The following is a 23,897-nucleotide window of genomic DNA, read 5'->3' on the forward strand; positions in this document are numbered from 1 at the left end:
AAGATTAATGCCTAAAATGACGCATATTGGTAAAAATCATCGCAATATTATGCTCGTTTGCGGCTTGAATCACTTCATCATCACGAATCGATCCACCCGGTTGAATAACGCAAGTAACGCCCACCGCAGCGGCTGCATCTACGCCATCTCTAAATGGAAAGAATGCATCAGAAGCAACTACTGAACCAGCAACTTCTAGGTTCTCATCTTTTGCTTTAATACCGGCAATTTTCGCTGAATAAACACGGCTCATTTGCCCTGCACCAATACCAATTGTCATATTATCTTTGGCATAAACAATGGCGTTAGATTTAACAAATTTTGCTACCTTCCAGCAAAATAGTGCATCGGATAGTTCTTTTTCAGTTGGTTGACGTTTGGTAACAACTTTTAACTGATCTTTAGTAACCATACCTAAATCTCTTTCTTGTACAAGAACCCCACCATTAACACGTTTAAAATCTAAACTAGTTGTAGAATTATTTGACCAACTACCACATTCAAGTACACGAACATTCTTTTTAGTTTGTGTGATAGCTAAAGCATCTTGGTCAATTGAAGGTGCAATAATCACTTCAACAAATTGTTTATCGACAATAGTTTGAGCGGTCTTAGCATCTAAAGGTCGATTAAAAGCAATAATGCCACCAAATGCAGAGGTTGGGTCAGTTTTAAAAGCATTTAAATATGCAGTTAAAATATTATCACTCACTGCAACACCACATGGATTGGCGTGTTTAACAATTACGCAAGCAGGTTCATCAAAGGATTTTACACATTCCAATGCGGCATCAGTATCGGCAATATTATTATAAGATAATTCCTTACCTTGTAACTGTTTAGCAGTTGCAATAGAGGCTTGCTCAAGCTGTTCTTCAACATAAAATGCAGCTTGTTGATGAGCATTTTCACCATATCGCATATCTTGTTTTTTAATAAACTGTAGATTTAAAGTTCGAGGAAACTCTCCAGCAGGCTTATCAGTATCGCCATAATATGGTGGGACAAGTTTACCAAAATAGTTAGCAATCATACCGTCATATTGAGCAGTATGTTCAAAAGCTTTTATTGCTAGACTAAAACGATATTTAAAAGAAAGGCAATTTTGTTGGTTATCCAACATATCAATGATTGTGTTATAGTCCTGACAATCAACCACAATCGCAACATCTTTATTATTTTTGGCGGCAGAACGTACCATAGTTGGCCCACCAATATCGATATTTTCTATCGCATCTTCTAAACTACAGTTTGGATCAGCAACAGTTTTTGCAAAAGGGTATAAGTTCACAACGACCATATCAATTGGGTCGATCTTATGTTGTTGCATAACGTCATCATCAACACCTCGACGGCCTAAAATACCACCATGTATTTTAGGATGTAAGGTTTTAACTCGACCATCCATCATTTCAGGAAAACCTGTATAATTAGATACTTCAGTAACAGGAATATGGTTGTCGATTAATAGTTTGGCGGTACCACCAGTGGAAAGGAGTTCTACATTACGATCTGATAAAGCTTTGGCAAATTCAATAATTCCTGTTTTATCAGAAACACTAAGTAGAGCACGACGGATAGGACGAAACTGCTGCATGAAAAAGCTCCGAAATTAAAATTCTAAATCCAAGTCAGTGAAAGGCTATTATATATAAAACCAGAGTAGATGTTTAGCATTAACTTTTGAAAAATAAATCGGAACAGGAGTTGATAAATTAGAAAGTAATCATCAGGCAAAATCTTTGCCTGATATTTATACAAAAGGATTTGGATTAATCGTCACTATAGCCTAAGCTTCGAAGAGCTCGCTCATCATCAGCCCAGCCAGCTTTAACTTTTACCCATAATTCTAAATGAACTTTATTATCAAAAAATAATTGCATATCTTTACGTGCTTCTATGCCAATTTTTTTGATTTTTTCACCTTTATTACCAATGACCATTTTCTTTTGACCATCACGTTCAACCAAAATTAACCCATTGATACGGTACATGCCGGTACGTTCATCGACTTTAAATTGTTCTATTTCAACCGTGACAGAATAAGGTAGTTCATCACCTAAAAAGCGCATTAGTTTTTCACGGATGATTTCTGAAGCCATAAACCGTTGAGAACGATCAGTAATATAATCTTCGGGGAAATGATGTTCACCAACAGGTAAATGTTTTTTTACAATGTCTTTGATGATATCAACGCCTTCACCTTTTTCAGCACTAATGGGCACAACATCCAAGAATTTGATTTTTTGGCTGATTTCTTGAATATGAGGCAATAGCTCGGTTTTATCTGTCACATTATCAATTTTATTAATCACCAGTAATACAGGCGCTTTACAATCTTTAAGTTTGCCTGCAACCATTTCATCATCATCAGTCCAGTGTGTACCTTCAACAACAAAGATAACCAATTCAACATCGCCAATTGAACTGCTAGCTGCACGATTCATTAAACGGTTAATTGCTCTTTTTTCTTCAATATGAAGACCGGGAGTATCAATATAGATAATCTGATCATCACCTTGAGTATCAATACCTACAATACGGTGGCGTGTAGTTTGTGCCTTGCGTGAAGTGATTGATACTTTTTGGCCAAGTAGTTGATTTAATAAAGTTGATTTGCCGACATTCGGTCTACCGACGATGGCAACAAATCCACAATGTTGTTTTGATTCTGTCATTTTATACCTAATTGGTTTAGTGCTTCTTGAGCTGCGGCTTGTTCAGCCTTACGACGGCTTAAACCTCGTCCTAAATATTGATGATCATCATTGTCAATTTTACATTGAATGAGAAACTCTTGCTCATGATTATCACCAGTAACTTCAAGAATTAAATAGCATGGTCGTTCATGTCGAATACCTTGCAAATATTCCTGTAATCGTGTTTTAGCATCTTTTTGCTTAATGCCGGGTTTAATTTCATTTAAACGAGTTGTATACCAAGCTAAAATTAACTGACGAATATTTTCAATATCGCTATCTAAATAAACAGCACCGATGATAGCTTCCACGGCATCAGAAATAATCGACTCACGGCGATAACCACCACTTTTTAATTCGCCTTGACCTAAAATAAGATAATCACCTAATTTAAACTCTTTGCCCATTTCAGCAAGAGTTTGACCACAAACTAAACTTGCTCTCATTTGGCTAAGATCACCTTCATCTTGCTTACTAAATCGATGATAAAGCTCATCAGCAATAACAAAACTAAGGATTGAATCACCTAAAAACTCTAGCCGCTCATTGTGCATTTTATTCGCACTGCGATGAGTCAGTGCGAGTTGTAGTAAAGATGTATCTTTAAACTGATAACCAATCGATTGTTGTATTTGATTCAAATTTTTCATAGTTATCACAGTTAATGGAGCCCACCGATACGGCTGAATCGAATTCCTGTAGGCCATTCATCAGGTTGTTTTTCAAAGCTAATCCAAATAGCGGTTGCACGACCAACAAAGTTTTCTTCGGGAACAAAACCAAAATATCGGCTATCACCACTATTATCACGATTATCGCCCATCATAAAGTAATTACCTTGTGGTACTACCCAAGTAGCAACAGGTTGACCTTTTTGATGATAATAATAACTCGGATCTTCCTCTATTCCTGACGTGGTTAAAATATCATGCGACTTGTTACCCAACGTTTCTTGTTGAATTTTTATATCAAACGTTCTTATGGATTGAGAATCAACAATACCTTTGTCCTTATATTGTTCCAAGGTATAAAAACTTGGGTTAGATTTATCTTTTTCGTGTACTTGTTTCCAATTGCTTGGCTGTGGTTGAGTATAGTGCAAATCTAATGGCTCAGATCGTTGACCAACACAATTACTATCCGTTGTTTGACAAGCAGGATAAATAACTATTTTCTTTTCATTAACCAGATAAACAATCTTATCACCAGGTAAACCAACCACACGTTTAATTAGATCCATTTGCGGTATGTTAGGATGCTTAAATACAGCAACATCCCCTCTTTGGGGTTTTCCTGTAGCAATTAGTACTTTATTGTTAATTGGATTTTTTAAGCCATAAGAAAATTTTTCAACCGCAATAAAATCACCAATTAATAAAGTTTGCATCATCGATCCTGAAGGAATCTGAAAGGGTTCATAGATAAATGAACGAATAACAAAAACCACGAACAAAACCGGAAAAAAAGATGCTAAGCTTTCAACCCAACCTTTTGGTTTTCCAACCTCAGCAAGGACTCGCCCATCAACCTCACCATTATGGGCTTTACGCACTTCTTCTACTTTACGTTGTCTAGCTGGTTTCCATCTAAATTTTTCTAAAAACCAGAAGATAGCGGTAATAAAAGTTGCTAATGTTAATATGATGGCAAATGTTCCAGCCATTTGTTTTCCTCTTTAACTGATTAATCTTTTCCTACATGCAAAATTGCTAAAAACGCTTCTTGAGGTAGTTCAACATTACCTACTTGCTTCATACGTTTTTTACCCTCTTTTTGCTTCTGTAAAAGTTTCTTTTTACGACTAACGTCACCGCCATAACATTTGGCTAATACGTTTTTACGTAATTGTTTTACTGTAGAACGTGCTATTACATGATTACCAATTGCCGCTTGAATTGCTATATCAAACTGTTGACGAGGGATAAGATCTTTCATCTTTTCCACTAGTTCTCGGCCACGGTAAGGTGCATTATCTTTGTGCGTGATAAGCGCTAATGCATCAACTCGTTCACCATTGATTAATACATCAAGTCTTACCATATCAGCAACTTGGAAACGCTTAAAACTATAATCTAAAGATGCATAGCCACGTGAAGTCGATTTAAGTTTATCAAAGAAATCCAATACAACTTCGGTCATTGGTATTTCATAAGTTAATGCAACTTGATTGCCATGATAAACCATATTAACTTGTACACCACGTTTTTCAGCACATAATGTTATTACATTACCTAAGTAAGTTTGTGGTACTAAAATGTTACATTCAGCTATCGGCTCACGTAGTTCTTGAATATTGTTTACGGCCGGTAGTTTAGCAGGGCTATCAACATAAATGATCTCATTTTGAGTAGTTAAAACCTCATAAACTACCGTTGGAGCTGTAGTAATAAGATCAAGGTTATATTCGCGTTCTAACCGTTCTTGAATGATTTCCATATGCAACAAGCCAAGGAAACCGCAACGGAAACCAAATCCTAATGCGCCTGAATTTTCTGGCTCATAAAAAAGTGAAGCATCATTAAGACTTAATTTACCTAATGCATCACGAAATGCTTCGTAATCATCTGAGCTAGTTGGAAATAAACCTGCATAGACTTGTGGTTTTACTTTCTTAAAACCCGGTAATGCTTTCTCAGCAGGTGCTCTAGCTGATGTTAAGGTATCACCGACTGGTGCACCTAAAATATCTTTAATAGCACACACCACCCAACCTACTTCACCGCAATGTAAACAGTCTTTATCAACTTGTTTTGGTGTAAAGATACCTAAACGATCAACATTATAAGTCATTCCGGTACTCATAACTTTGATTTTCTCACCTTTGCGCAGTTCACCATTTTTAATACGAATTAGTGATACAACACCTAGGTAGTTATCAAACCATGAGTCAATAATTAGCGCTTGTAATGGTGCATTGGAATCACCTTCGGGAGCAGGAATATCATGAACAAGTTGTTCAAGTACATCAACCACGCCAACACCGGTTTTAGCTGAACATCTGACTGCATTGCTGGCATCTATACCAACAATGTCTTCAATCTCTTCTGCCACTCGTTCAGGTTCAGCCGCAGGTAAATCGATTTTATTAAGTACTGGTACAACTTCTAGATCCATATCAAGTGCCGTATAACAATTGGCAAGTGTTTGCGCTTCAACACCTTGTCCAGCATCGACTACCAATAATGCTCCTTCACATGCTGCTAACGAACGTGATACTTCATAAGAGAAGTCAACATGCCCAGGAGTATCAATAAAATTCAGCTGATATGTTTGGCCATCTTTAGCATGAAAATCTAAAGTAACACTTTGAGCTTTAATCGTAATCCCTCGTTCACGTTCCAAATCCATCGAGTCTAGAACTTGAGCTTCCATTTCGCGATCAGAAAGTCCACCACAAATTTGGATAATACGATCAGAAAGCGTTGATTTACCATGGTCAATATGAGCAATAATTGAAAAATTGCGGATATTTTTATTCATATCAATAAGTTATATTTTAGTTATGTACTGTTAATTATCATTAATGTTATCGGCTATAAATAACAAGTCAAATAATCACGAATTTGAAAGCAGACATTCTACACATTAATAGTGAGTAAGCATAGTGTTATCGAGAGTTTTCCTGTGATTTCTCAACAATATTTTGTGCAATTTTTTCTATTGTTACTTGAGGTAAATTACCAATAATTATGATATTTTTATTACCCATGTTAGTTGAGAAAATCGTTCGGCCACCTTGCTGAATAATTTGATTTAATTGACTGGCCTGCTCTAAAGAAACATTTACAGTAAATGAAAATACACCATCAGAAAACAGCTTAGTCGCTATATCAGAACTATAAAAGTTAACATTATAAGCAGCAATCTCTTTAAACCCTTTAGGTAACCATGCTAAACGCCAAGCATCAAGAAGATTATTCTGTTTATCAATTGATAATAAAATTGGATAGGTTCGATTATCAATATAATTTTTAAATTTTTTTGCATCAAAATCTCTATCAAGATCAACCACTTTTAATTGATTAATAATATCATTATCTTCATCTAACAAATCAATGCGTAGTGGTAAAAAATTTTCATCATCGATCCATATAACATAACTATAACGATCTTTATCTTTAGCAATGACTTTGACTAATTGAGCACCTCGATTAGCCGTTCTAGTCTTACCTAATAAAATAAAGTCATAAATATTAGCTAATGAATTAAAATCATTATAAATAACGTCAGGAAAAGCCTCTGTAATGCGGGAACTTGAAATCGAAAAAGAAGGACTATCAGGTTGAAAATAACTAGTGGTATTATTATGTAAAATTATCTCTTTAGCTGGACCTTCAAGATAAAGCAGTTGAGCATTGATATTTTCTTTTTTGTCAGCACCTAAATGATTATATTCAAAGGTAGTTGCATATTGATCTTTATCTTGCGCAATAAAATGAATTTGATAGTCACGCGTCTGCACAGCTTTGGTCATTTTATTGAGTAAACTCAAAGCATCATGCGTTTCTTCCGCCATAACAGATGCGGAAAAAAATATAAAAAACAGAGTAATAAAAAAATTATTACTCTGTTTTAACATAAATTTTATCAAAGAATAAAGAAAATTCATTTTTAGTTAACGGGCATTTAACCTTTTTTGTAATTCATAATCTTGAACCAACAACCTAATCTTATCATATTGTCTTTTTTCAAGAAGTTGCTGATCATTATGTTGTTGTATACCACCAACAGGCGCAACGTTTACCCCCATAGGGATAGTATTTAGCGTAGGCGCACCACTAACATCATCTGATTGACCTTGATGATATTGGACTCCAGCAATAATAGCTAAGGTAACACAAGCAGCTAATCCAATTTGACTAACTTTAGCCATAATATCTTTCATTCGAATCCAGAATAAATTTTCGGCTTTTGGAATTGAAATTTCACTTTGGGATGGCTGCTCAGTTAATTGTGGATATAAGTCATCATCAGCAATCGCCATAGCAACTTGATTGGTAATATCTAATGTTAATGAACTACCGTGCAATTCTCCTCGCATTGCGTCTCTTGCAATATGATAACGATGCCAGCAGGATTGCAAACTTTCATCATGGCTAACCATCTCAACAAAGTGTTGATCAGTTAACTCACCGTCCATTAATAATGAAAGTTGCTGTTTCTGTTCTATTTGCATAGTAGATACCTTAAATTTCTTGCTACTTAATTTATTTAACCAATTAAAGGTTTAATTTTTTCATCAATAGCATCACGAGCTCTAAAAATACGTGATCTAACTGTTCCAACCGGTGTTCCCATAATTTCGGCAATTTCCTCATAACTTAGACCGTCAATTTCACGTAATGTGATAGCAGTTCTCAAATCATCAGTTAATGCTTCAATTGCTTCAAATACAACTTTTTCAACTTCTTTAGAAAGAACTAAACTTTCTGGGTTATCGACATCTCTCAATGAGTCGGCACCTTCGTAACTTTCAGCTTCACTAGCATCAATATCCGAAGATGGCGGTCGTCGACCTTGCGAAATTAAATAATTTTTTGCTGTATTAACCGCAATTCGGTACAACCAAGTATAAAAAATACTTTCCCCTTTAAAAGAGCTTAACGAACGATAAGCTTTGATAAAGGTTTCTTGCACAACATCAGGGACCTCAGAAGGTAAAACATAACGTGATACCAAATGAGCTAGCTTATTTTGATAACGAACGACAAGTAAATTAAACGCATTTTTATCTCCGTTTAAAACGCGATCAACTAAAACTTGGTCTGTTATTTGCTCCCCCATTAAAGGCCATTCCTCATTATGTTAATAACTATTAGTTGGCCCAAAACTGTGCACTCTAACAGTTAGATTCGTAAATTTAAAAAAAGTTCCCATTATTTTAATAGAAATTTCATTTTTTTAATCAATCATTTTCATTTTTAATTATTTATATACTAAAAGACAATGATTTTATTAAATTTTTAGATAAAAAATTTTTTAGATAATTAATTCAATAAGAAGATTTCGCGCTCGCCCGCATCGTTATATGTGATTTGATAAAATTGCGGTAAATTAAAATTAACTGAACTACTGGTAGTGAAAGTAAAACGGTCATCAGATAATACATAAAAATCATTGATATCTTTAACCATATTTTCTTTAGTACCATTACAATTACGGTATATTTCTATTTGATTATGTTCATTTAAAATATATAAATCAAATCCTGTAGTGGTATCTTCAAAGAAGAATTGAATAATACCTTCATAAGCGACGCTATCTATCTCTTTAGGTAATTCATTACTTTCATCTAAGATATTTAACGGCCTACCTTGAACTTTATTATTCGATACCGCTCCATAAAAATCAATAGCATTTTCGAATTGATGAAATGAAACGCCAAATCGTTCAAAAAATAGATACCATGAAGCACCATCTATTCTAAGTGGTTTGACTTGGGTTAAGTTATTTTTAGTAGTCGTCAATCGTAAATCAACACAGTCATCCATCAGTTTTTTCATTTGTTTACAGACTTCATGACTAAGATGTTTACTATAACAAAAAATTTCGACCGAATTAGGTAAATCAGCATCTTTATGCATACGATTAAGTAACGCTTTTATGGCTTCCAGCACACATAAAGAACCACTAAAATGTAATACCCGAATTTCATTCCATGAGTTACGATAAAGTAAATCTATAGAACCAACTAAACTTACCTCTTGCTTGCCATAATTTAAAACATTAGTACTAATTTCATCCTCAAGTTCTAAATTAATAGTTGGATCATCTTCTAAATTCAAGATAATCGCCAAATGGCGTATTTCGCAAGGCCCATATAACTGTTCCTCCGTTGCGGTAGGTACATCTATCGGAAAATAATTTTTCAGATCTTCGATGAGCTTGGTTATTTTTTGATTATCTCGCTCATCACCATCGTAATAATAAAAATTGGTTGAATCAGAAATTAAACCATTAAAGTAACACCAACCAACTAATTTAACCAAGTATTTACTATATTCTAAGTATTGGTGACCAATAATAGAATTTAGTTTAGGTGTTTGATTGTAAACATACCAACCGGCTCGATTGATACGATCTTCTTTGACATGGATAAAAGTTAATACATCTTCTTGCAGATTATCCGAAATATTAAGTTTTAATGTTGAAATTTTACCCGGTAGAACTTCAAAAGAGGCATATAATTTACGAGTCAGTATAGCCAAGTCTTGTGGACTAATAAGTGAATCTAAGTTATTACGACGACCAAAATTGAGTAAATTACGATAACCTGTCATCATGGTATGGAGCAATATTTCGTGTATTTCACGTACTTGTTCTATTTTCCATGTTTTACTGGCGTCCAATTTTACCAATAACTTATGCTTCCATCCCCATTGTTGTACTAATTCATTTAATATTTTACGACGCCATGACGATGGTTGATCACTATCTGATAATTTTTCATTTACTTTTAAATAAAAACAATGCCTTACCAATTCAAGACGTTGAAAATCTCTAATTTCAATTAGATAATTAGAAATCCGATCTAATAACATAGAGTATGAATCAAGATAATGATGAACGTGAATTTCACCTTTTTGAATATACTCGCGCATTTCATAAGCAATTGGTCTATTTTCAGGATAGATAGAAGAATAAGCTTCAAGTAGTAATGTTTTTAATACAGCTTTAAATGGCGAATCAATACTTTTATAGAGTTGCCATAAACTTGCGCCAAAATACTCTTCGGCAGACAATCCAGTGAGTGGTCCAAAATCGATCCATTCTTCACGTTTGATTATATTAGCGACCACTAATGCTTGAACACATTTTTCATAAGTTGGGTAAGTAACATCATTAATAGTAAAATCAGCTGGAACTGCAAACCATAGTAGTCGTTTACCAGCTAAAAGATTGGCGGAACGATAGAACTCTTCCAGCAATAAAATATGTTGTGCTGAACCACAGTTTTCACCCATCAAACATTCATGATGTTGGTTGATAAATCGATCGACATCAACGACAAATAATGTAAGTTTTACACCTAGTTCCTCAGCCCACTCTTCAATCAATCGACACTTCGTTATTAAAGCTTGCTTTTTAACTGTAGATAAATTATTTTCGATACAAACCCATATATCAAGATCAGAGGTAACCGCCTGTCCTATAGAGCAGGTACTCCCCATTGAATATAGTGCAGATATGTCAGAATATTTTGTCTGTGTAGCGTTGTTAAAATTGAAACAATGTTGTAGTTGTTCAATAATCTCATTTGAAGGTTGATAGTATGCAATACCTGATGGGGTATCTATATTTTGATAACCGGGAAGATCTGGATGATGAAAATGAAAAAGCACTGGTAACAAGGTAAAAACTCGTTGGAATTCCAAAGGCATTCCACTTCGAGCTCGCTCATGTTTCAGAATAGCAAGATCATCAAGTTCTTTTTTTATGTTATTAATATCGTATTGCATAGTATTATTCAGGTGAAACAGATGTACTATTGACGAACAATTTCTCCAATAATTTTATATTATAACGTAAAAAGAATGTAAACCTAAAAATAAAACGAAATAAATATTATGACCACAATCGAAAAAATATCACAATCTTTAAAAAAAACCAAAAAACAATTTCACACCATTAATAAAGCAGCAGTATTAATACCCATTATCTCTATCAAAAATCAATTACACCTACTTTTTCAAGTACGTTCAAAGAAACTTAAATGGCAACCCGGGGATATTTGTTTTCCTGGTGGTCGAGTTGAAGTAACTGATGATAGCCCTGAATATACAGCTAAACGTGAAACCTTTGAAGAATTAGGCATTACCATTGATCAAATAACTATTTTGGGGCAATTGCCGAAATTTATTGCTTCGTTAGGTATGATGATTTATCCATTTGTCGCAAAAATTGAATCTTTAGATAACTTGCTACTTAATCAAGATGAAGTTGAATCTGTTTTTACGGTTCCACTTGACTGGTTTATTAACCATCCACCGAAACAAGCTAACATGTTAGTCGGTTTCAAGCCTGATGACAATTTTCCATTTGAATTGGTACCTAATCGAACCGCAAATTGGCAACAAAAATCTCAACATAATGTTCATTTTTATCAATATGATAATTTTGTTATTTGGGGATTGACTGCACAAATTATTAATAGTTTTATAAGTACCATCAAAAGTAATACTCAATTATAAATTACAGTTAAATTAAATATGCTTCAGTTCTGACTTTAACATAAAATGCTTTAAGAAAAATTTTTTCAAAAAAAACCAAGTGGTACCTACACAAATATTTTGATTAATATATACTATTAATCGGTTATTTCTCATTTCTATCATTTCTACCCTGTTTTATCTAGCTGTCTGAAAGAATTAGTAAAAGATTTATTTCGAGAGCGTTATTCGTTTTTCAAAACTCTCATGCAATACCCCCATAAAATAAGCGTTACAAATTGTTTTTTAATTTTTATAACATAAATATGAAGGACATTATTATGAAACGTTTTAATAAATCATCTATTGCATTAGCTTTACTATTATCTCTACCTGTTGCCAATATTTATGCGGCATTACCATTAACAGCTGAGGAAAGTAATAACCTCATTCCTTATAAAGAAATTTCAGTAACTGGTAGCTATTTACAAGCACAAAATGCAGCAGATGATATATCTAAAGCTGCTGATGAAGCTGGAGCAAAATATTATCATATCACTGGTATTGAACAACCAGCTACTGGTACTTCAACCGATCGTGCTACTGTTTATGCTGATATTTATTTATCAAATGCGCCAATTGCTGTCAGCAAAGATGAAGCTACCCATAATGGCATTGTGCTTTATCCTCGATCTAAAGCACTTTATTATTTACCATTTGAAATAGTTAAATACAAAGGTAGCTATAACAATACCGCTGAAATAATGGATTCAGCAAGTAAAATAGCTGCGGAAAAAAATGCTTATGCATTTTATGTGTATTCAATTACTGCCGATGATGTTAAAAATAATGAGCAGGAAATTGATGTTGCTTTATTTAAAAAAGATGCACCAGTCCGTGACTTTATTATCTCTAAAGCCATTGCAGGTCAAGATGCTTATGAAATCACTAGTGATGCATTCAAAGTGATGAAACCTTATCAAACTATTGTGTTCCATGGCACATTTAATGATACTAGCGAAATTAGTGCTGCTGCACAAAAATATGCTATCGCTAATGATGCTCATTTCTATTATGTCAAAGAAGTCTCTGCCAATCGTGCCGGCACCGCTCAAACAGTTTATGTAAATTTATATAAATAACGATCCACTACATAATTATCCATGTGTTAAATATCATATTTTTACACATGGATTTTTTACAAAAATTAACTTTTAGTTTCAAGCTCTACCTAACAATGCAATTCATAAAAAAGATTTTTATCCAAGAATTAAGCTTTTCACGATTTAAGTTTGTAGTAATAAGTATCAGCATAATTTAAACACAATAAATATATCTTTTTTATTTAAATTTAAGAATTAAAAGGTAAGGTAAGATGATGTTATTGAAAGGATTTAATTTTATTCTGTGTTCTCAATTTCAATGCTTAACACGATTTATCATATTCTTTTTAATTTCAGTGTTTTTAATGAGCGGATTAGCTTTGGCATTGGATACAAAAACAGTAGAGGTTATTCATGGTTCCGCTCCCTATTTTATTAACCCAGATGCGATAGGCATAAATGGATCTCGAGAATATAATCAACAAAACTTTCACTATTTTGGAGTAAAATTACAAACTACAATAAACTCTGAATTAAATAGTTTAAACGACACAATAAAGTCCATAAATTTCCCTCAAGTTGATCCTAATACAACCACACCAAATCAATTGTTAACTATGTTAAAGTCTGATTATGGTTTTGAACCTATAATAATGCCATTTTCACCTACTAATCCAATTGATAGCCAGAACGTCTCTGATGATGACGGCGATGTTATAACTACAATAACCCCACCTGATGGCGGTTTTAAAATAGATTGGTTCTATCGAGCTGCCAATATATCCTATTTGTTATTGGAGCCAGATAGAAATAGAACCTTTTGTGAGCTAGCACGGTTGGGGTGGAACCCATATATCAGAATTTCAGGCACTATCGCTTTAGTTTCTGAATATGGCATGCCAAATTATACAATTTATTCTACGCCTAAAAGTGACTTTTTGATTTACAATGCGATCAAACCTACCGTTTGTGCAAATCGACCATCAATTGTATATTCATTCCCTTTCGAAAATCGAGATTACACTGGTGACTGGGCTCATTTAACTTGGGGTGATAACAATCAATACATAGTTGATTCTGGCTTCGTCAATAAAGTCAGTGCTGGTGGTTTTCCAACTACTGGATTTGATCAAGCACGATTTCTCATGTTTATAGCTGGTGCACCTTTTGATTTATCGACAATAACATCATCAAATAGTTCAAAAGGAGTAAATGTTCAAATAAACACAATTAGTGATAATGATGTAGATAGCCACCTGGCTAACACGGCTGTTCAAGTTAAATTGCTAGGAGAAGCCACTGAAGCAAATCCTACATTTTCTATAAAATCCAACGGTGAAGATATTTATTCGTTTACTATTAAGAAATGGTTCTCCGCACCCAGCCAAGATTTTTATCCTTATAATCAAAGTAGAAGTGTTTGTCAGGGAAACTATATCGTTCCATCTATTGAAGATTTAACCAACAGTGACCAAGGTCTTATAACTAGTGGCGGTGCTTGCCAATCTGATAATAACTCAGATAATTGCCTAGCCATTACAACAAATCACTATTATCGTCAGGTTGGAAACAATCTTTTAGCTGAATGGGGTGATGTAACTAACGAAGAAAACTATTATCATCACACCTATCCCGGTAACCATTTCCCTAAAGGACATTTATATTGGACTTCAGACGAAAGAGATAGTAATAACCAATATGCAGTAGGTTCAACAAAAGGGGCTATTGAATGGCAGTTGAAAGATAATGAATTATATTTTGTTTGTGTGCTGAAATAGAAAATATATTCATAAATTGCGTTATAAGATGATATAACGCAATTTTCATTGTTATTATAGCTAAAATAATTTTAATTTCGCTTTTAAAAAGCAGATAATCCACTTTAGTATTTACTGTTAAAAGCAACTCATCATTTATATATTAAATAATATAAATAAACTTAATCCAAAAAATAACTAGTGGCTGATTTTTTTAACTATGACTATCAATTGACATTAATCAATTCACTCAAAAGAGTGATACATAGATAATGTTTGAAAATTAAATGGCTGGGGTACCAGGATTCGAACCTGGGCATGGCGGGATCAAAACCCGCTGCCTTACCGCTTGGCTATACCCCAATATGAATGGAGATTAGATATCTGATAAATATACTAATTCCGCATATTTTATAGAATTGATTATAGAGGAAAAGTTCCAATATAAAAATAGACTAAAAGTCGGATATAAAAATATGAGCAGATTGGAATGGCTGGGGTACCAGGATTCGAACCTGGGCGTGGCGGGATCAAAACCCGCTGCCTTACCGCTTGGCTATACCCCAATAAAGGATAGACATTAAGATTAAAATGGTGCGGGTGGAGAGACTTGAACTCACACACCTTGCGGCGCCAGAACCTAAATCTGGTGCGTCTACCAATTTCGCCACACCCGCACTGTATACTTTCGGTAAAAGTACAAACTAATCTTAATGGTGGCTACGACGGGATTCGAACCTGTGACCCCATCATTATGAGTGATGTGCTCTAACCAGCTGAGCTACGTAGCCATTTCATTCGCAACGTCATAACCAACACTGCGAGGCGCATTATGCTTGTGTTACGGCAAATCGTCAACCCTTTTTTTTAGATATTTTAAAAAAAAGTGACGATTGATTAAGATGCAATCAAATACCGTTTAATATCACTTCAATTCGCCTTTTTTGTAACTCATTATGAATTAACTTTCCAGTATAACCTTCAGCAATTATATTTTGAACATCGACTGCTTGAGCTAATTTATATGCTTGTTCAAGGTATTGAGCTTGAGGAAATAATTCCGTTTTAGCATAAGATTGGCTAGCAATTATCAATTGATTAAGATGGGCTGGGTTGCGCCATACATCTATTTTATTGAACAATTCGATAATTTGTTCCGCAGTTAATTGTATCACGTTAGTAACACTATTATGAAATTGCTGCACCATAATTGCTAATTTCGTATATTGATTGGGGGCTTTAATTTGTAAACAAAGTTTTTCTAGCTCAGTTTTGGATACAAATTCACCACACAAGACTGCAAAGCGCACGGTCAGATCATTCGTCAGTAAAGTCGATTTTTTTAATGCATCAGTAATAGTGCTGGAAAGTTTGAGTGATGGAAATAATAACGCTAAAGCACCACATTGTTCCAGTACTTGAAAATAAACTTGCGGATCCTCAGTCGCTAGCGCTTTTTCAGTCTCTTTCCATACCCGTTCTGCTGTAAGGGTATTTATTTCACCAGCAGAGACCATCTCTTTCATTAAATTATTCGTTTCAGCAACAATTCTGAAACCTAAATGGTGATAACGGGCAGCGAAACGGGCCACTCGCAAAACTCGTAGGGGATCTTCTCTGAATGCAGGAGAAACATGGCGTAATAATTTAAGCTTAATATCATTAACACCATGATAAGGATCGACTATATTGCCTTCTTGATCCATGGCAATCGCATTTATAGTAAGATCTCGTCGAATAAGATCTTGCTCTAAAGTAATATCTTTACTAAAGTCACAAATAAAGCCTGTATAGCCTTTACCTGATTTCCGCTCTGTTCGAGCTAGAGCATACTCTTCTTTAGTTTTGGGATGTAAAAAAACAGGAAAATCTTTACCAACCTGTTGATAACCTAATGCTAAAAGTTCATCTGGGGTTGCACCAACCACAACCCAGTCTCGATCAACAACAGGGAGATGTAACAATCTATCTCTAACTGAACCGCCAACAAGATAGATTTTACTCATTTAACGCATCCAACGATCTTTTTTACGACGGCCAGGCATAATAGCCGGCAAAATAAGACCTAGAAGGAAACCACCACCAGCAACTAATCCACCATAAGTAAACCAAGTTACAATCAGATCACGGCGCTTATCATCAACTTGATTTAACATAGACTCAAGCTTCATCTCTTGCTGTTTATTAAGTTGTTCTAACTCATTATTCTTAGCTTGTAAGCTTTCAATCGATTGTTCAGCTTTTTGTAGTTTTTCGGCATAATCTTGGATGGCATTTTGTTGATTTTTTTCTGCATTATCAACTTTATCTTTATACTCAGCAAGTTGTGCTTCTAATAATGGTACAAGCTCTTTAAAACTAGGTTGATCTTTTAATTTATTAGACTCAATCCAAGCTGAACTACCATTAGGAAGCTGTATTCGTGTATATTTACCATCAGCACTTTTTTCAAGTTCAATTACTTTTTGACCGGCTTTAACTGCGTTTGAATAAGCATATTGAGAGCTAGGGCCTCGGCGTAGATAAATATCAACATTTTCAGTAACATATTTATCAACTGCATTTGCACTAAAAGCTACAGCAATAAAAGAAAGTAAAGTAATAATATTCTGTTTTTTCATGATATTTTAAATTTTTACCCACAATAAAAACATGATAACACAAAAAGTAGCCTTTTCGCACAACCATTTATAATAAAAATTTGATAATCTCAAATTTTATCAATAGTAAATGAAACCGATTACATTCATTAAAAATATAAATCAAAAAACAATAATCCAATAATTGTTAATAAATCAAAAAAATCATCACATTAATATCAAAAAAATATAATTATAAATATATCTAACTATCTTAAATAACCTTAATATAAGAATCAATTTAACCATTTAAACCTGTTCTAAACATCATTCATTAAGTAATCAATTACAATTAATGAGTGTAAATACGATACTTGTACTGATAGTAACGGTACTTAATTCACTAATTAACACTGAAATAATGTTCTTTTTAAATAGCAAGCGTATCCAATTAAATATTGATGGAAGCCTAGTAATATAAATTATTCGGTAGCAAATCAGCATCAAAAAGTAGTTATATTTATCGTCACAACATTCATATAACAAACTGATTTTTAAAAAGGTAAATTTGGCGTCACTAATATGGTTACTGATGTACTAGGATAGATTAAAATTTTAGGATTCAGCAAAATATAGAGTTAATAGTCAATCATTATGCTATGCAATTTATTATCCAACACCATTGGTTAATGAATATTTATTTACAAGAACTACCCCCCAGTTACGCCATGTGAATAGAAGTAGTAACAAACCAAAATGTTTACTTTTTTCGTTAAATTTTACAGCTAAATATTTTCAATCTTCATCATTAATATATTTTTACTGAAACGATTCATATAAAAATGAGCTTATTGGCAAACTAAAAATTTTGTTCTATTATAACCAGTTAAGTTGATATTCAGAATATTACGGGCAACAACAATAGCAAATGTAATAGTAATATTTGAATCTTAGGTTTTCAGCCAATTTACGAGCTATTTATTCTAACCGATCAATAATCTAAAACTCTATATTGGCAATAAGTTAAAAAAAGTTAAAAGGATTTTTTATGGCGACAATAAAAGATGTTGCAAAATTAGCAAAGGTTTCCGTTGCAACGGTATCACGGGTAATTAATAACGCTGACAATGTCAGTAATAAAACACGTGAAACAGTAAAAAAATCCATGGAAAAATTAAATTATTACCCTGATGCTAACGCCCGAGCGTTATCCCAACAAAACTCTAAGACTATTGGCATTGTGGTGGCAGACCTATCCGATCCATTTTCTGGCGCGATGATTAGTACTGTTGAAAAAGTTGCAGCGAAAAACGGCCATTTTTTGCTGATTGGTAATGGTTACCACAATAAAAAACAAGAATATAATGCTATAACTAATCTTATAGAACATCGTTGTTCTTCTTTAGTTGTGCATGCAAAAATGCTAGAGGATTATCAATTAATAAAGCTGATGCAGCAAATTCCTGGTATGGTTCTAATTAATCGAATATTGGAAGGTTTTGAAAAACGCTGTATTGCTCTTGATAGTCGTTATGGTTCCTACCTAGCCGTTAAACATTTAATTCAGCATGGTCATACTAATATTGGATATTTATGTTCCAATCACAGCATCTCTGACTCAGCAGATAGATTACAAGGCTATAAAGATGCATTAATCGAGCATCACATTGATATTAATGATAATTTTATTGCCTTCGGTTCTCCTAATGAAGAAGGAGGAGAACAAGCAATGATGTCTCTTTTAGAACGAAATCGACAAATTACGGCGATTGCCTGTTACAATGATTCAATGGCTGCTGGTGCTATGTCAGTATTATACGATAATGATATAAAAATTCCGGATGATATTTCGATCATTGGCTTTGATGATCTTTTAATTGCTAGATATTTACATCCAAAGCTAACAACTATTCGTTATCCATTACACACAATGGCCGAACAAGCAGCTGAACTTGCATTACAATTAGCAAAAGGAGAACCTCCACCAGCTAACTTAATTAATGTATTTATTCCAACGTTAACTAAACGATACTCAGTTAATAATATTCGCTAATTAATATTAAACTTAAAACGAACAAGGCCCTAAGAAATGTCGAAAACTTTATAATAACAGTTTTCGACATTGACCTATTTACCCAAATAAGACTACCTAAAACCAAACTTCAGTTTGCACACCAAAACTAATTTGATTTTCTTTGCCATTATGTTGTCCAGATATCGCAAAATCACAAGTATTTGTGCCTAGTTGATTAAGTTAAATCTTTCCCATCAAATAATTTATCGAGTTTCTCTATAAACTGTTGCTTTGGTAGATGATAAAAGATCCCTTGTTTAGGAAGTCCCCGTAAAAATAGATAATAAACACCACCAAAATGCGTTTCATATCGATAATCTGCTAAACGGCTGCGTAAAAATCGATGCAGGGCTAAGCAATAAATTTGATACTGCAGCTCATAACGATGCTCACACATAACTTGATTTAATGCTGACTCGGTATAAGCCTCTACCCCATCACCTAACCAATTTGATTTATAATCTACAATATAATATTTACCCTGGTACTCAAACACTAAATCGATAAATCCTTTTAACATGCCTTGTACAGTTTCAAAATCTAAAGGAGGACATTGTTTGGATAAATCATCATACTCTTTACATAAACTATCTAATTGTTTACTGGTCACAGCACTGCGAATGGGAAAATAAAATTGTAATTCATTAATACATTGGCTATTTAAAACATCGGCTAATAACGGCCCATCTTGATCTTGTCTTTTATTTAGGTTCGTTGCTAAAACCTGTTGTAACCAATCAATTAGCACTGTTAACCAATGCGGTGGTAAACTCAATTTTTTAATCGTACTAGCGCACAAATCCTCGGCATTAGTTGGTGTTAAATTTTCCATAATGGAATGCAACAATGTACCAACATATGCACCTTTTGGAAAATGATGGATATCATATTGCTCTTCAGTTGATAATGAATCGGCGGATTCGAGATTATTTTCACGCCAATCACTAAGCATAGTTGAATTAAGACCAACCATATTATTATGCTTTTGTAATTCGGTATAACTGGTTACACGCCAACTATTAGATAATTTACGTTTAAATACATTGGCGGTAAGTGAAAGATTGGCAGCTAATTCAGCATTATACAGCTCACCTAAAATAGGTAATTGTAATTCAACCAAATCAGCAAATTTAGCAATTGAACGCAAGTCACCTTTTAATAAATAATCAATCGCAGACTGACTGTTTTTTAATGATGCTAAACCAACGCTACAATGAAAGATTGAACGTGTCATAGCAACATAAAGTAAACGTAAATCTTCGGCTAAACGTTCATCTTCAATCTGTTGTTTTATTTCATCGGTTAATAGCCAAGCATAAGTTGGTTGATAGTCATTATTTTTGTCATGATAAAACTGACTATCTGAATTTCGAAATTGAGCAGCAAATGGTAACCAAACAATAGGAAACTCTAAACCTTTAGATTTATGAATAGTGATAATTTTTACTAAATTTTCATCACTTTCCAATCGTTGTTCATGATTTTCTAAATTTGCATCAGGACTGACAATTTGCCTTGATAACCAACGAACCAAAGCATGTGGGCTATCAAGTTCGTCGGCCGCTTCTTGCAATAATTCACCTAGATGCATCAAATTAGTTAAAGTCCGTTCACCATTTGGGCTAGCTAATATATTTTCAGCTAACTGACGTTTTTTCATCATCCGGCGCAACATGACTAACACACCATAATATTGCCAGATAATCTGATACTGTTTAAACTCCTCTATCAAACCTTCCCATTTATCTTGATCATCAGTTATTTGCTCAAGTTCGGTCATGGTTTGTCCTAACAGTGTCGTCATTAAAGCTAAGCGCAAAGCGGTTTCATTTTCTGGCATAAGCACTGCTTGTAACAAACACAGGACCTCCTGTGCCTCTTTAGCTAGAAAGACACTACTCCGATTAGATAAATAAACGCTTTTAACCCCAACACAGGTTAACTTTTGTTGGATGATCTCTGCTTCGTATCCGGTACGGACTAAAATGGCAATATCAGCAGTTGTAATTGGTCGTTGACCATCTTTATCCTTCAATAAAATGGTCGGATCCATCAACCACGTCACAATCTGCTTAGCACAGCAGTTGGCGATATGCTCTTGATAATCGGTTTTTGTGCTAACTTCATCAGGTAATAAGTATGCCGCTAAAGCATTAACCTCTTGATTATTGATAATCAAACCTTTTTGTTGATTACGTTCGGCACTTTCCATTGGTAAAAATGGAATATTTTCAAAAATAAACGGATTATCATGATGATTAAATAACGAATTAACTGCATTCACCATCAATGATGAAGAACGGTGGTTAACCTGCATAGTAAAATTATTTTCACCAGTTGATGATTTTGCTTTTAGATAAGTAAAAATATCTGCACCACGGAAGCTATAAATCGCTTGTTTAGGATCTCCAATAAACAGTAACCCAGTCTCTTTCGGATAACGATTATAGATACGATCAAAAATTTTATACTGCACCGGATCGGTATCTTGAAATTCATCAATCAGCGCTACACAGTATTTTTTCGCAATACTCTCAGCTAATCGATTTCCATTTCTAGCGCGCAAAGCTCGGTTCAACTGGCTTAAGAGATCATCAAAACTCATTTCACCACGTTTTACCTTCTGAATATAAATACGCTTTTGAATGATTCTAACGATATCCATTAGAACTTCGCCGCGTAAATCAATAGAACTATTACATAGCGCTTCAATACTCTCAAAAACGGCATGAGTCGGAGGATTTTTACCTTGCTTAGTTTTTTCAATTAAAATCGACTGACTAAATTTAGTTAACTCACTAGGCAGTTTAAATGAACGGATTGGCATCTGCGCCCAAGCAGTAACTTTAGCCAACCAATTAGGTAAATTACGGCTACTATAGGATTGTTTATTAACGCCTGATTGAGCAATTATTTCTGGCAGATCGGCAATTGAATCTAACCACTGTTTTTTGATCAGACTGATCTGCTGAAAATATTTTTGATAAAATTGCTGAATCTTGCCACTGATATCAATATATTCTTCTTGCTGCTCATCAAATTCAAAATTTAAATAAGGTCTGATGTCGGATAGCAATCTTTCTGGATCCTGCCAATAGTCAAGAATCAGGTAGGCTAATGCTTTATCGAGAGGAACAAAATAGTTACGCCAAAAATCTTGCACAACTTGTAACTTTAGATCTTGTTCATCAGTTATCAATGTTTGTTCAAACAGTACACCTGATTCGAAAGCATGACTAGTCAATATACGTTGACAAAAACCATGAATCGTATAAATCGCCGCATCATCCATTGATTGTTGTGCTTGGGTTAATTTCTGTATTGCTTGGTTGCTATCATCAACTAAATCAATTAATTGTTGATAAATTGGATCATCATGATGACCTTGTAACAACCCTAATCGTAATTCTTGAATATTTTGCCTGATACGAGATCGCAGTTCTTGAGTAGCGGCTTTAGTAAAGGTCACCACTAAAATCTGATTAACATCAAGAGGTGTGGGATAACTGTTTTTACCAATCCCCAATAATAATCGCAGATAAATAAATGCGAGCGAATAGGTTTTACCTGTTCCTGCTGACGCTTCGATTAGCGTTCGACCAGTTAAAGGTAAATCAAATAAGTTAAGCTTTTTTATTCCACTACATGAAACCATTCTAGCTTTCCTGCCGTATTGGCGGATAAATCAACACAAGCAATAGCAGCTGTAGGAAACATTGGCGGTGAAACATCTGGACATAACTCATTAACCAAATAACCAACTAGAGGTAGATGCGAAACAATAATCACATTTTCGATACCACGATCGGGTAGTGTCATTAATAAATCAGCAATATGAGAAGGGCTACCGCCAGGCACCAAAAGATTATCAGTTTCGAATTGAGAAACTCGGCAGTGTGAGGATAATTCAGTGAAAGTCTGTTGGGCTCTTAAATAAGGACTAACTAACCCTAAATCAAATTTAAAATTATGTTGATTAAGCCATAGTCCAGCCTGACAGGCTTGTTTTAAACCATAATTAGTTAAAGTACGACTTGCATCAGATGAAGCAGCAAAACCTGCCTCACCATGTCTCATAATACAAACTTTCATAAAAGAATGATTAACGTAATTTCAATTGGAAAATCATACATTCAGCGCCACAACAGAAAGTAAATTTGGCCGTTAATTTATAGCCATTTTCAACTTTATCGATGCTGCTGTTAATTTCACAAGGCTCTGTTTCAACAGCTTTTGCAGCTTGAGTTAATGTAGCTAATTTGGCATTTGCTTCTGATTCAGATGTAAAAACATGCTCATATTCTGCACTACAATCTTCATTGTCTATAATTGTACCTACATCAACGCAACAACATACTGGTGTTTCGTTAGCTTTACATTTATTTAAAGAATCTGTCATTGTGTACCTCTACCTCTGTTTTACCGATTAATATGGCATTAGTATACTCTTAATCACTATTAAGGGCAAAATGTTAAAAACCTTTACCACAACACAAATTTTTGGCGTATATTAAAGTTTTATTGTTATTTTTCCGA

Annotated in this window: 18 protein-coding genes and 4 tRNA genes; 4 read left to right on the forward strand and 18 right to left on the reverse strand. The window is 34.2% G+C overall.

Annotation, left to right across the window (positions count from 1 at the left end):
• Positions 1 to 4: 4 nt before the first annotated feature.
• From purH to H3T56_RS01225, 9 genes are all read right to left on the reverse strand, one after another.
• Positions 5 to 1,597 (reverse strand): bifunctional phosphoribosylaminoimidazolecarboxamide formyltransferase/IMP cyclohydrolase, encoded by a 1,593-nt coding sequence (gene purH / locus H3T56_RS01185; protein WP_198191818.1) that lies wholly within the window; start codon positions 1,595 to 1,597, stop codon positions 5 to 7.
• A gap of 175 nt (positions 1,598 to 1,772) precedes the next feature.
• Positions 1,773 to 2,678, reverse strand: a complete 906-nt coding sequence (gene era / locus H3T56_RS01190) for a GTPase Era (RefSeq protein ID WP_065578605.1) — start codon at positions 2,676 to 2,678, stop codon at positions 1,773 to 1,775.
• Positions 2,675 to 3,349: a ribonuclease III gene (gene rnc, locus H3T56_RS01195; protein ID WP_065578604.1), complete on the reverse strand. Its 675-nt coding sequence runs from the start codon at positions 3,347 to 3,349 to the stop codon at positions 2,675 to 2,677. Before rnc ends, era begins: the two co-directional genes overlap by 4 nt.
• An 11-nt stretch (positions 3,350 to 3,360) precedes the next feature.
• Positions 3,361 to 4,362, reverse strand: coding sequence for a signal peptidase I (gene lepB, locus H3T56_RS01200; protein ID WP_065578603.1), 1,002 nt, complete (start codon positions 4,360 to 4,362; stop codon positions 3,361 to 3,363).
• A gap of 20 nt (positions 4,363 to 4,382) precedes the next feature.
• Entirely contained in the window at positions 4,383 to 6,179 is a 1,797-nt protein-coding gene (gene lepA / locus H3T56_RS01205; protein WP_065578602.1) for a translation elongation factor 4, read from the reverse strand.
• A 127-nt stretch (positions 6,180 to 6,306) separates the two neighbouring features.
• Complete coding sequence (locus H3T56_RS01210) at positions 6,307 to 7,215, reverse strand: MucB/RseB C-terminal domain-containing protein (RefSeq protein ID WP_198191819.1); 909 nt, start codon at positions 7,213 to 7,215, stop codon at positions 6,307 to 6,309.
• Between the two features lie 99 nt (positions 7,216 to 7,314).
• Positions 7,315 to 7,875 carry an RseA family anti-sigma factor gene (locus H3T56_RS01215; protein ID WP_065578600.1) on the reverse strand — a complete coding sequence of 187 codons (561 nt, stop codon included), beginning with the start codon at positions 7,873 to 7,875 and terminating at the stop codon, positions 7,315 to 7,317.
• Positions 7,876 to 7,910: 35 nt separating this feature from the next.
• Positions 7,911 to 8,483, reverse strand: coding sequence for an RNA polymerase sigma factor RpoE (gene rpoE, locus H3T56_RS01220; RefSeq protein ID WP_198191820.1), 573 nt, complete (start codon positions 8,481 to 8,483; stop codon positions 7,911 to 7,913).
• A 203-nt stretch (positions 8,484 to 8,686) separates the two neighbouring features.
• Positions 8,687 to 11,158 carry a class I adenylate cyclase gene (locus H3T56_RS01225; RefSeq protein ID WP_086360897.1) on the reverse strand — a complete coding sequence of 824 codons (2,472 nt, stop codon included), beginning with the start codon at positions 11,156 to 11,158 and terminating at the stop codon, positions 8,687 to 8,689.
• A 108-nt stretch (positions 11,159 to 11,266) separates the two neighbouring features.
• Here H3T56_RS01225 and H3T56_RS01230 point away from each other — a divergent pair, with 108 nt between their 5' ends.
• From H3T56_RS01230 to H3T56_RS01240, 3 genes are all read left to right on the forward strand, one after another.
• Positions 11,267 to 11,890, forward strand: a complete 624-nt coding sequence (locus H3T56_RS01230) for a CoA pyrophosphatase (protein WP_198191821.1) — start codon at positions 11,267 to 11,269, stop codon at positions 11,888 to 11,890.
• A gap of 299 nt (positions 11,891 to 12,189) precedes the next feature.
• On the forward strand, positions 12,190 to 12,990 hold the full coding sequence (locus tag H3T56_RS01235; RefSeq protein WP_165755094.1) for a YdgH/BhsA/McbA-like domain containing protein: 801 nt from the start codon (positions 12,190 to 12,192) through the stop codon (positions 12,988 to 12,990).
• Positions 12,991 to 13,316: 326 nt separating this feature from the next.
• Positions 13,317 to 14,729: a hypothetical protein gene (locus H3T56_RS01240; protein WP_198191822.1), complete on the forward strand. Its 1,413-nt coding sequence runs from the start codon at positions 13,317 to 13,319 to the stop codon at positions 14,727 to 14,729.
• Positions 14,730 to 14,996: 267 nt separating this feature from the next.
• Here the strand turns inward: H3T56_RS01240 and H3T56_RS01245 are convergent.
• The 6 genes from H3T56_RS01245 to H3T56_RS01270 form a co-directional block, all read right to left on the reverse strand.
• Positions 14,997 to 15,071 (reverse strand) — tRNA-Gln (locus H3T56_RS01245).
• 128 nt (positions 15,072 to 15,199) lie between these two features.
• Positions 15,200 to 15,274: transfer RNA gene (locus tag H3T56_RS01250), tRNA-Gln, on the reverse strand.
• A 26-nt stretch (positions 15,275 to 15,300) separates the two neighbouring features.
• Positions 15,301 to 15,385 (reverse strand) — tRNA-Leu (locus H3T56_RS01255).
• A gap of 37 nt (positions 15,386 to 15,422) precedes the next feature.
• Positions 15,423 to 15,499 (reverse strand) — tRNA-Met (locus tag H3T56_RS01260).
• A 117-nt stretch (positions 15,500 to 15,616) separates the two neighbouring features.
• Complete coding sequence (locus H3T56_RS01265) at positions 15,617 to 16,714, reverse strand: multifunctional CCA tRNA nucleotidyl transferase/2'3'-cyclic phosphodiesterase/2'nucleotidase/phosphatase (protein WP_198191823.1); 1,098 nt, start codon at positions 16,712 to 16,714, stop codon at positions 15,617 to 15,619.
• Positions 16,715 to 17,329: a TIGR04211 family SH3 domain-containing protein gene (locus tag H3T56_RS01270; RefSeq protein ID WP_065578593.1), complete on the reverse strand. Its 615-nt coding sequence runs from the start codon at positions 17,327 to 17,329 to the stop codon at positions 16,715 to 16,717.
• A gap of 1,006 nt (positions 17,330 to 18,335) precedes the next feature.
• On the opposite strand from H3T56_RS01270, the gene H3T56_RS01275 reads away from it, so the two are divergent.
• The gene (locus tag H3T56_RS01275) at positions 18,336 to 19,340 is read left to right on the forward strand and encodes a substrate-binding domain-containing protein (protein WP_198191824.1); all 1,005 of its coding nucleotides are present in this window, start codon (positions 18,336 to 18,338) and stop codon (positions 19,338 to 19,340) included.
• A gap of 196 nt (positions 19,341 to 19,536) precedes the next feature.
• Here the strand turns inward: H3T56_RS01275 and recB are convergent, their stop codons facing one another.
• From recB to H3T56_RS01290, 3 genes are read right to left on the reverse strand one after another with little or no spacing between them, the layout of a single operon-like run.
• Positions 19,537 to 23,016 carry an exodeoxyribonuclease V subunit beta gene (recB, locus tag H3T56_RS01280; protein ID WP_198191825.1) on the reverse strand — a complete coding sequence of 1,160 codons (3,480 nt, stop codon included), beginning with the start codon at positions 23,014 to 23,016 and terminating at the stop codon, positions 19,537 to 19,539.
• Positions 22,995 to 23,438, reverse strand: a complete 444-nt coding sequence (gene sixA, locus H3T56_RS01285) for a phosphohistidine phosphatase SixA (RefSeq protein ID WP_198191826.1) — start codon at positions 23,436 to 23,438, stop codon at positions 22,995 to 22,997. Before sixA ends, recB begins: the two co-directional genes overlap by 22 nt.
• Positions 23,439 to 23,463: 25 nt before the next feature.
• Positions 23,464 to 23,760 carry a YfcZ/YiiS family protein gene (locus tag H3T56_RS01290; protein WP_065578589.1) on the reverse strand — a complete coding sequence of 99 codons (297 nt, stop codon included), beginning with the start codon at positions 23,758 to 23,760 and terminating at the stop codon, positions 23,464 to 23,466.
• Positions 23,761 to 23,897: the final 137 nt, after the last annotated feature.

Source organism: Gilliamella sp. W8123, assembly GCF_016101085.1.
GTDB classification, from domain to species: Bacteria; Pseudomonadota; Gammaproteobacteria; order Enterobacterales; family Orbaceae; genus Gilliamella; species Gilliamella apis.

Excerpts from the sequence above, each read along its gene's own strand:
- purH (WP_198191818.1), bottom strand. The coding sequence starts at position 1,597 with ATGCAGCAGTTTCGTCCTATCCGTCGTGCTCTACTTAGTGTTTCTGAT.
- era (WP_065578605.1), bottom strand. The coding sequence starts at position 2,678 with ATGACAGAATCAAAACAACATTGTGGATTTGTTGCCATCGTCGGTAGA.
- rnc (WP_065578604.1), bottom strand. The coding sequence starts at position 3,349 with ATGAAAAATTTGAATCAAATACAACAATCGATTGGTTATCAGTTTAAA.
- lepB (WP_065578603.1), bottom strand. The coding sequence starts at position 4,362 with ATGGCTGGAACATTTGCCATCATATTAACATTAGCAACTTTTATTACC.
- lepA (WP_065578602.1), bottom strand. The coding sequence starts at position 6,179 with ATGAATAAAAATATCCGCAATTTTTCAATTATTGCTCATATTGACCAT.
- H3T56_RS01210 (WP_198191819.1), bottom strand. The coding sequence starts at position 7,215 with ATGGCGGAAGAAACGCATGATGCTTTGAGTTTACTCAATAAAATGACC.
- H3T56_RS01215 (WP_065578600.1), bottom strand. The coding sequence starts at position 7,875 with ATGCAAATAGAACAGAAACAGCAACTTTCATTATTAATGGACGGTGAG.
- rpoE (WP_198191820.1), bottom strand. The coding sequence starts at position 8,483 with ATGGGGGAGCAAATAACAGACCAAGTTTTAGTTGATCGCGTTTTAAAC.
- H3T56_RS01225 (WP_086360897.1), bottom strand. The coding sequence starts at position 11,158 with ATGCAATACGATATTAATAACATAAAAAAAGAACTTGATGATCTTGCT.
- H3T56_RS01230 (WP_198191821.1), top strand. The coding sequence starts at position 11,267 with ATGACCACAATCGAAAAAATATCACAATCTTTAAAAAAAACCAAAAAA.
- H3T56_RS01235 (WP_165755094.1), top strand. The coding sequence starts at position 12,190 with ATGAAACGTTTTAATAAATCATCTATTGCATTAGCTTTACTATTATCT.
- H3T56_RS01240 (WP_198191822.1), top strand. The coding sequence starts at position 13,317 with ATGAGCGGATTAGCTTTGGCATTGGATACAAAAACAGTAGAGGTTATT.
- H3T56_RS01265 (WP_198191823.1), bottom strand. The coding sequence starts at position 16,714 with ATGAGTAAAATCTATCTTGTTGGCGGTTCAGTTAGAGATAGATTGTTA.
- H3T56_RS01270 (WP_065578593.1), bottom strand. The coding sequence starts at position 17,329 with ATGAAAAAACAGAATATTATTACTTTACTTTCTTTTATTGCTGTAGCT.
- H3T56_RS01275 (WP_198191824.1), top strand. The coding sequence starts at position 18,336 with ATGGCGACAATAAAAGATGTTGCAAAATTAGCAAAGGTTTCCGTTGCA.
- recB (WP_198191825.1), bottom strand. The coding sequence starts at position 23,016 with ATGGTTTCATGTAGTGGAATAAAAAAGCTTAACTTATTTGATTTACCT.
- sixA (WP_198191826.1), bottom strand. The coding sequence starts at position 23,438 with ATGAGACATGGTGAGGCAGGTTTTGCTGCTTCATCTGATGCAAGTCGT.
- H3T56_RS01290 (WP_065578589.1), bottom strand. The coding sequence starts at position 23,760 with ATGACAGATTCTTTAAATAAATGTAAAGCTAACGAAACACCAGTATGT.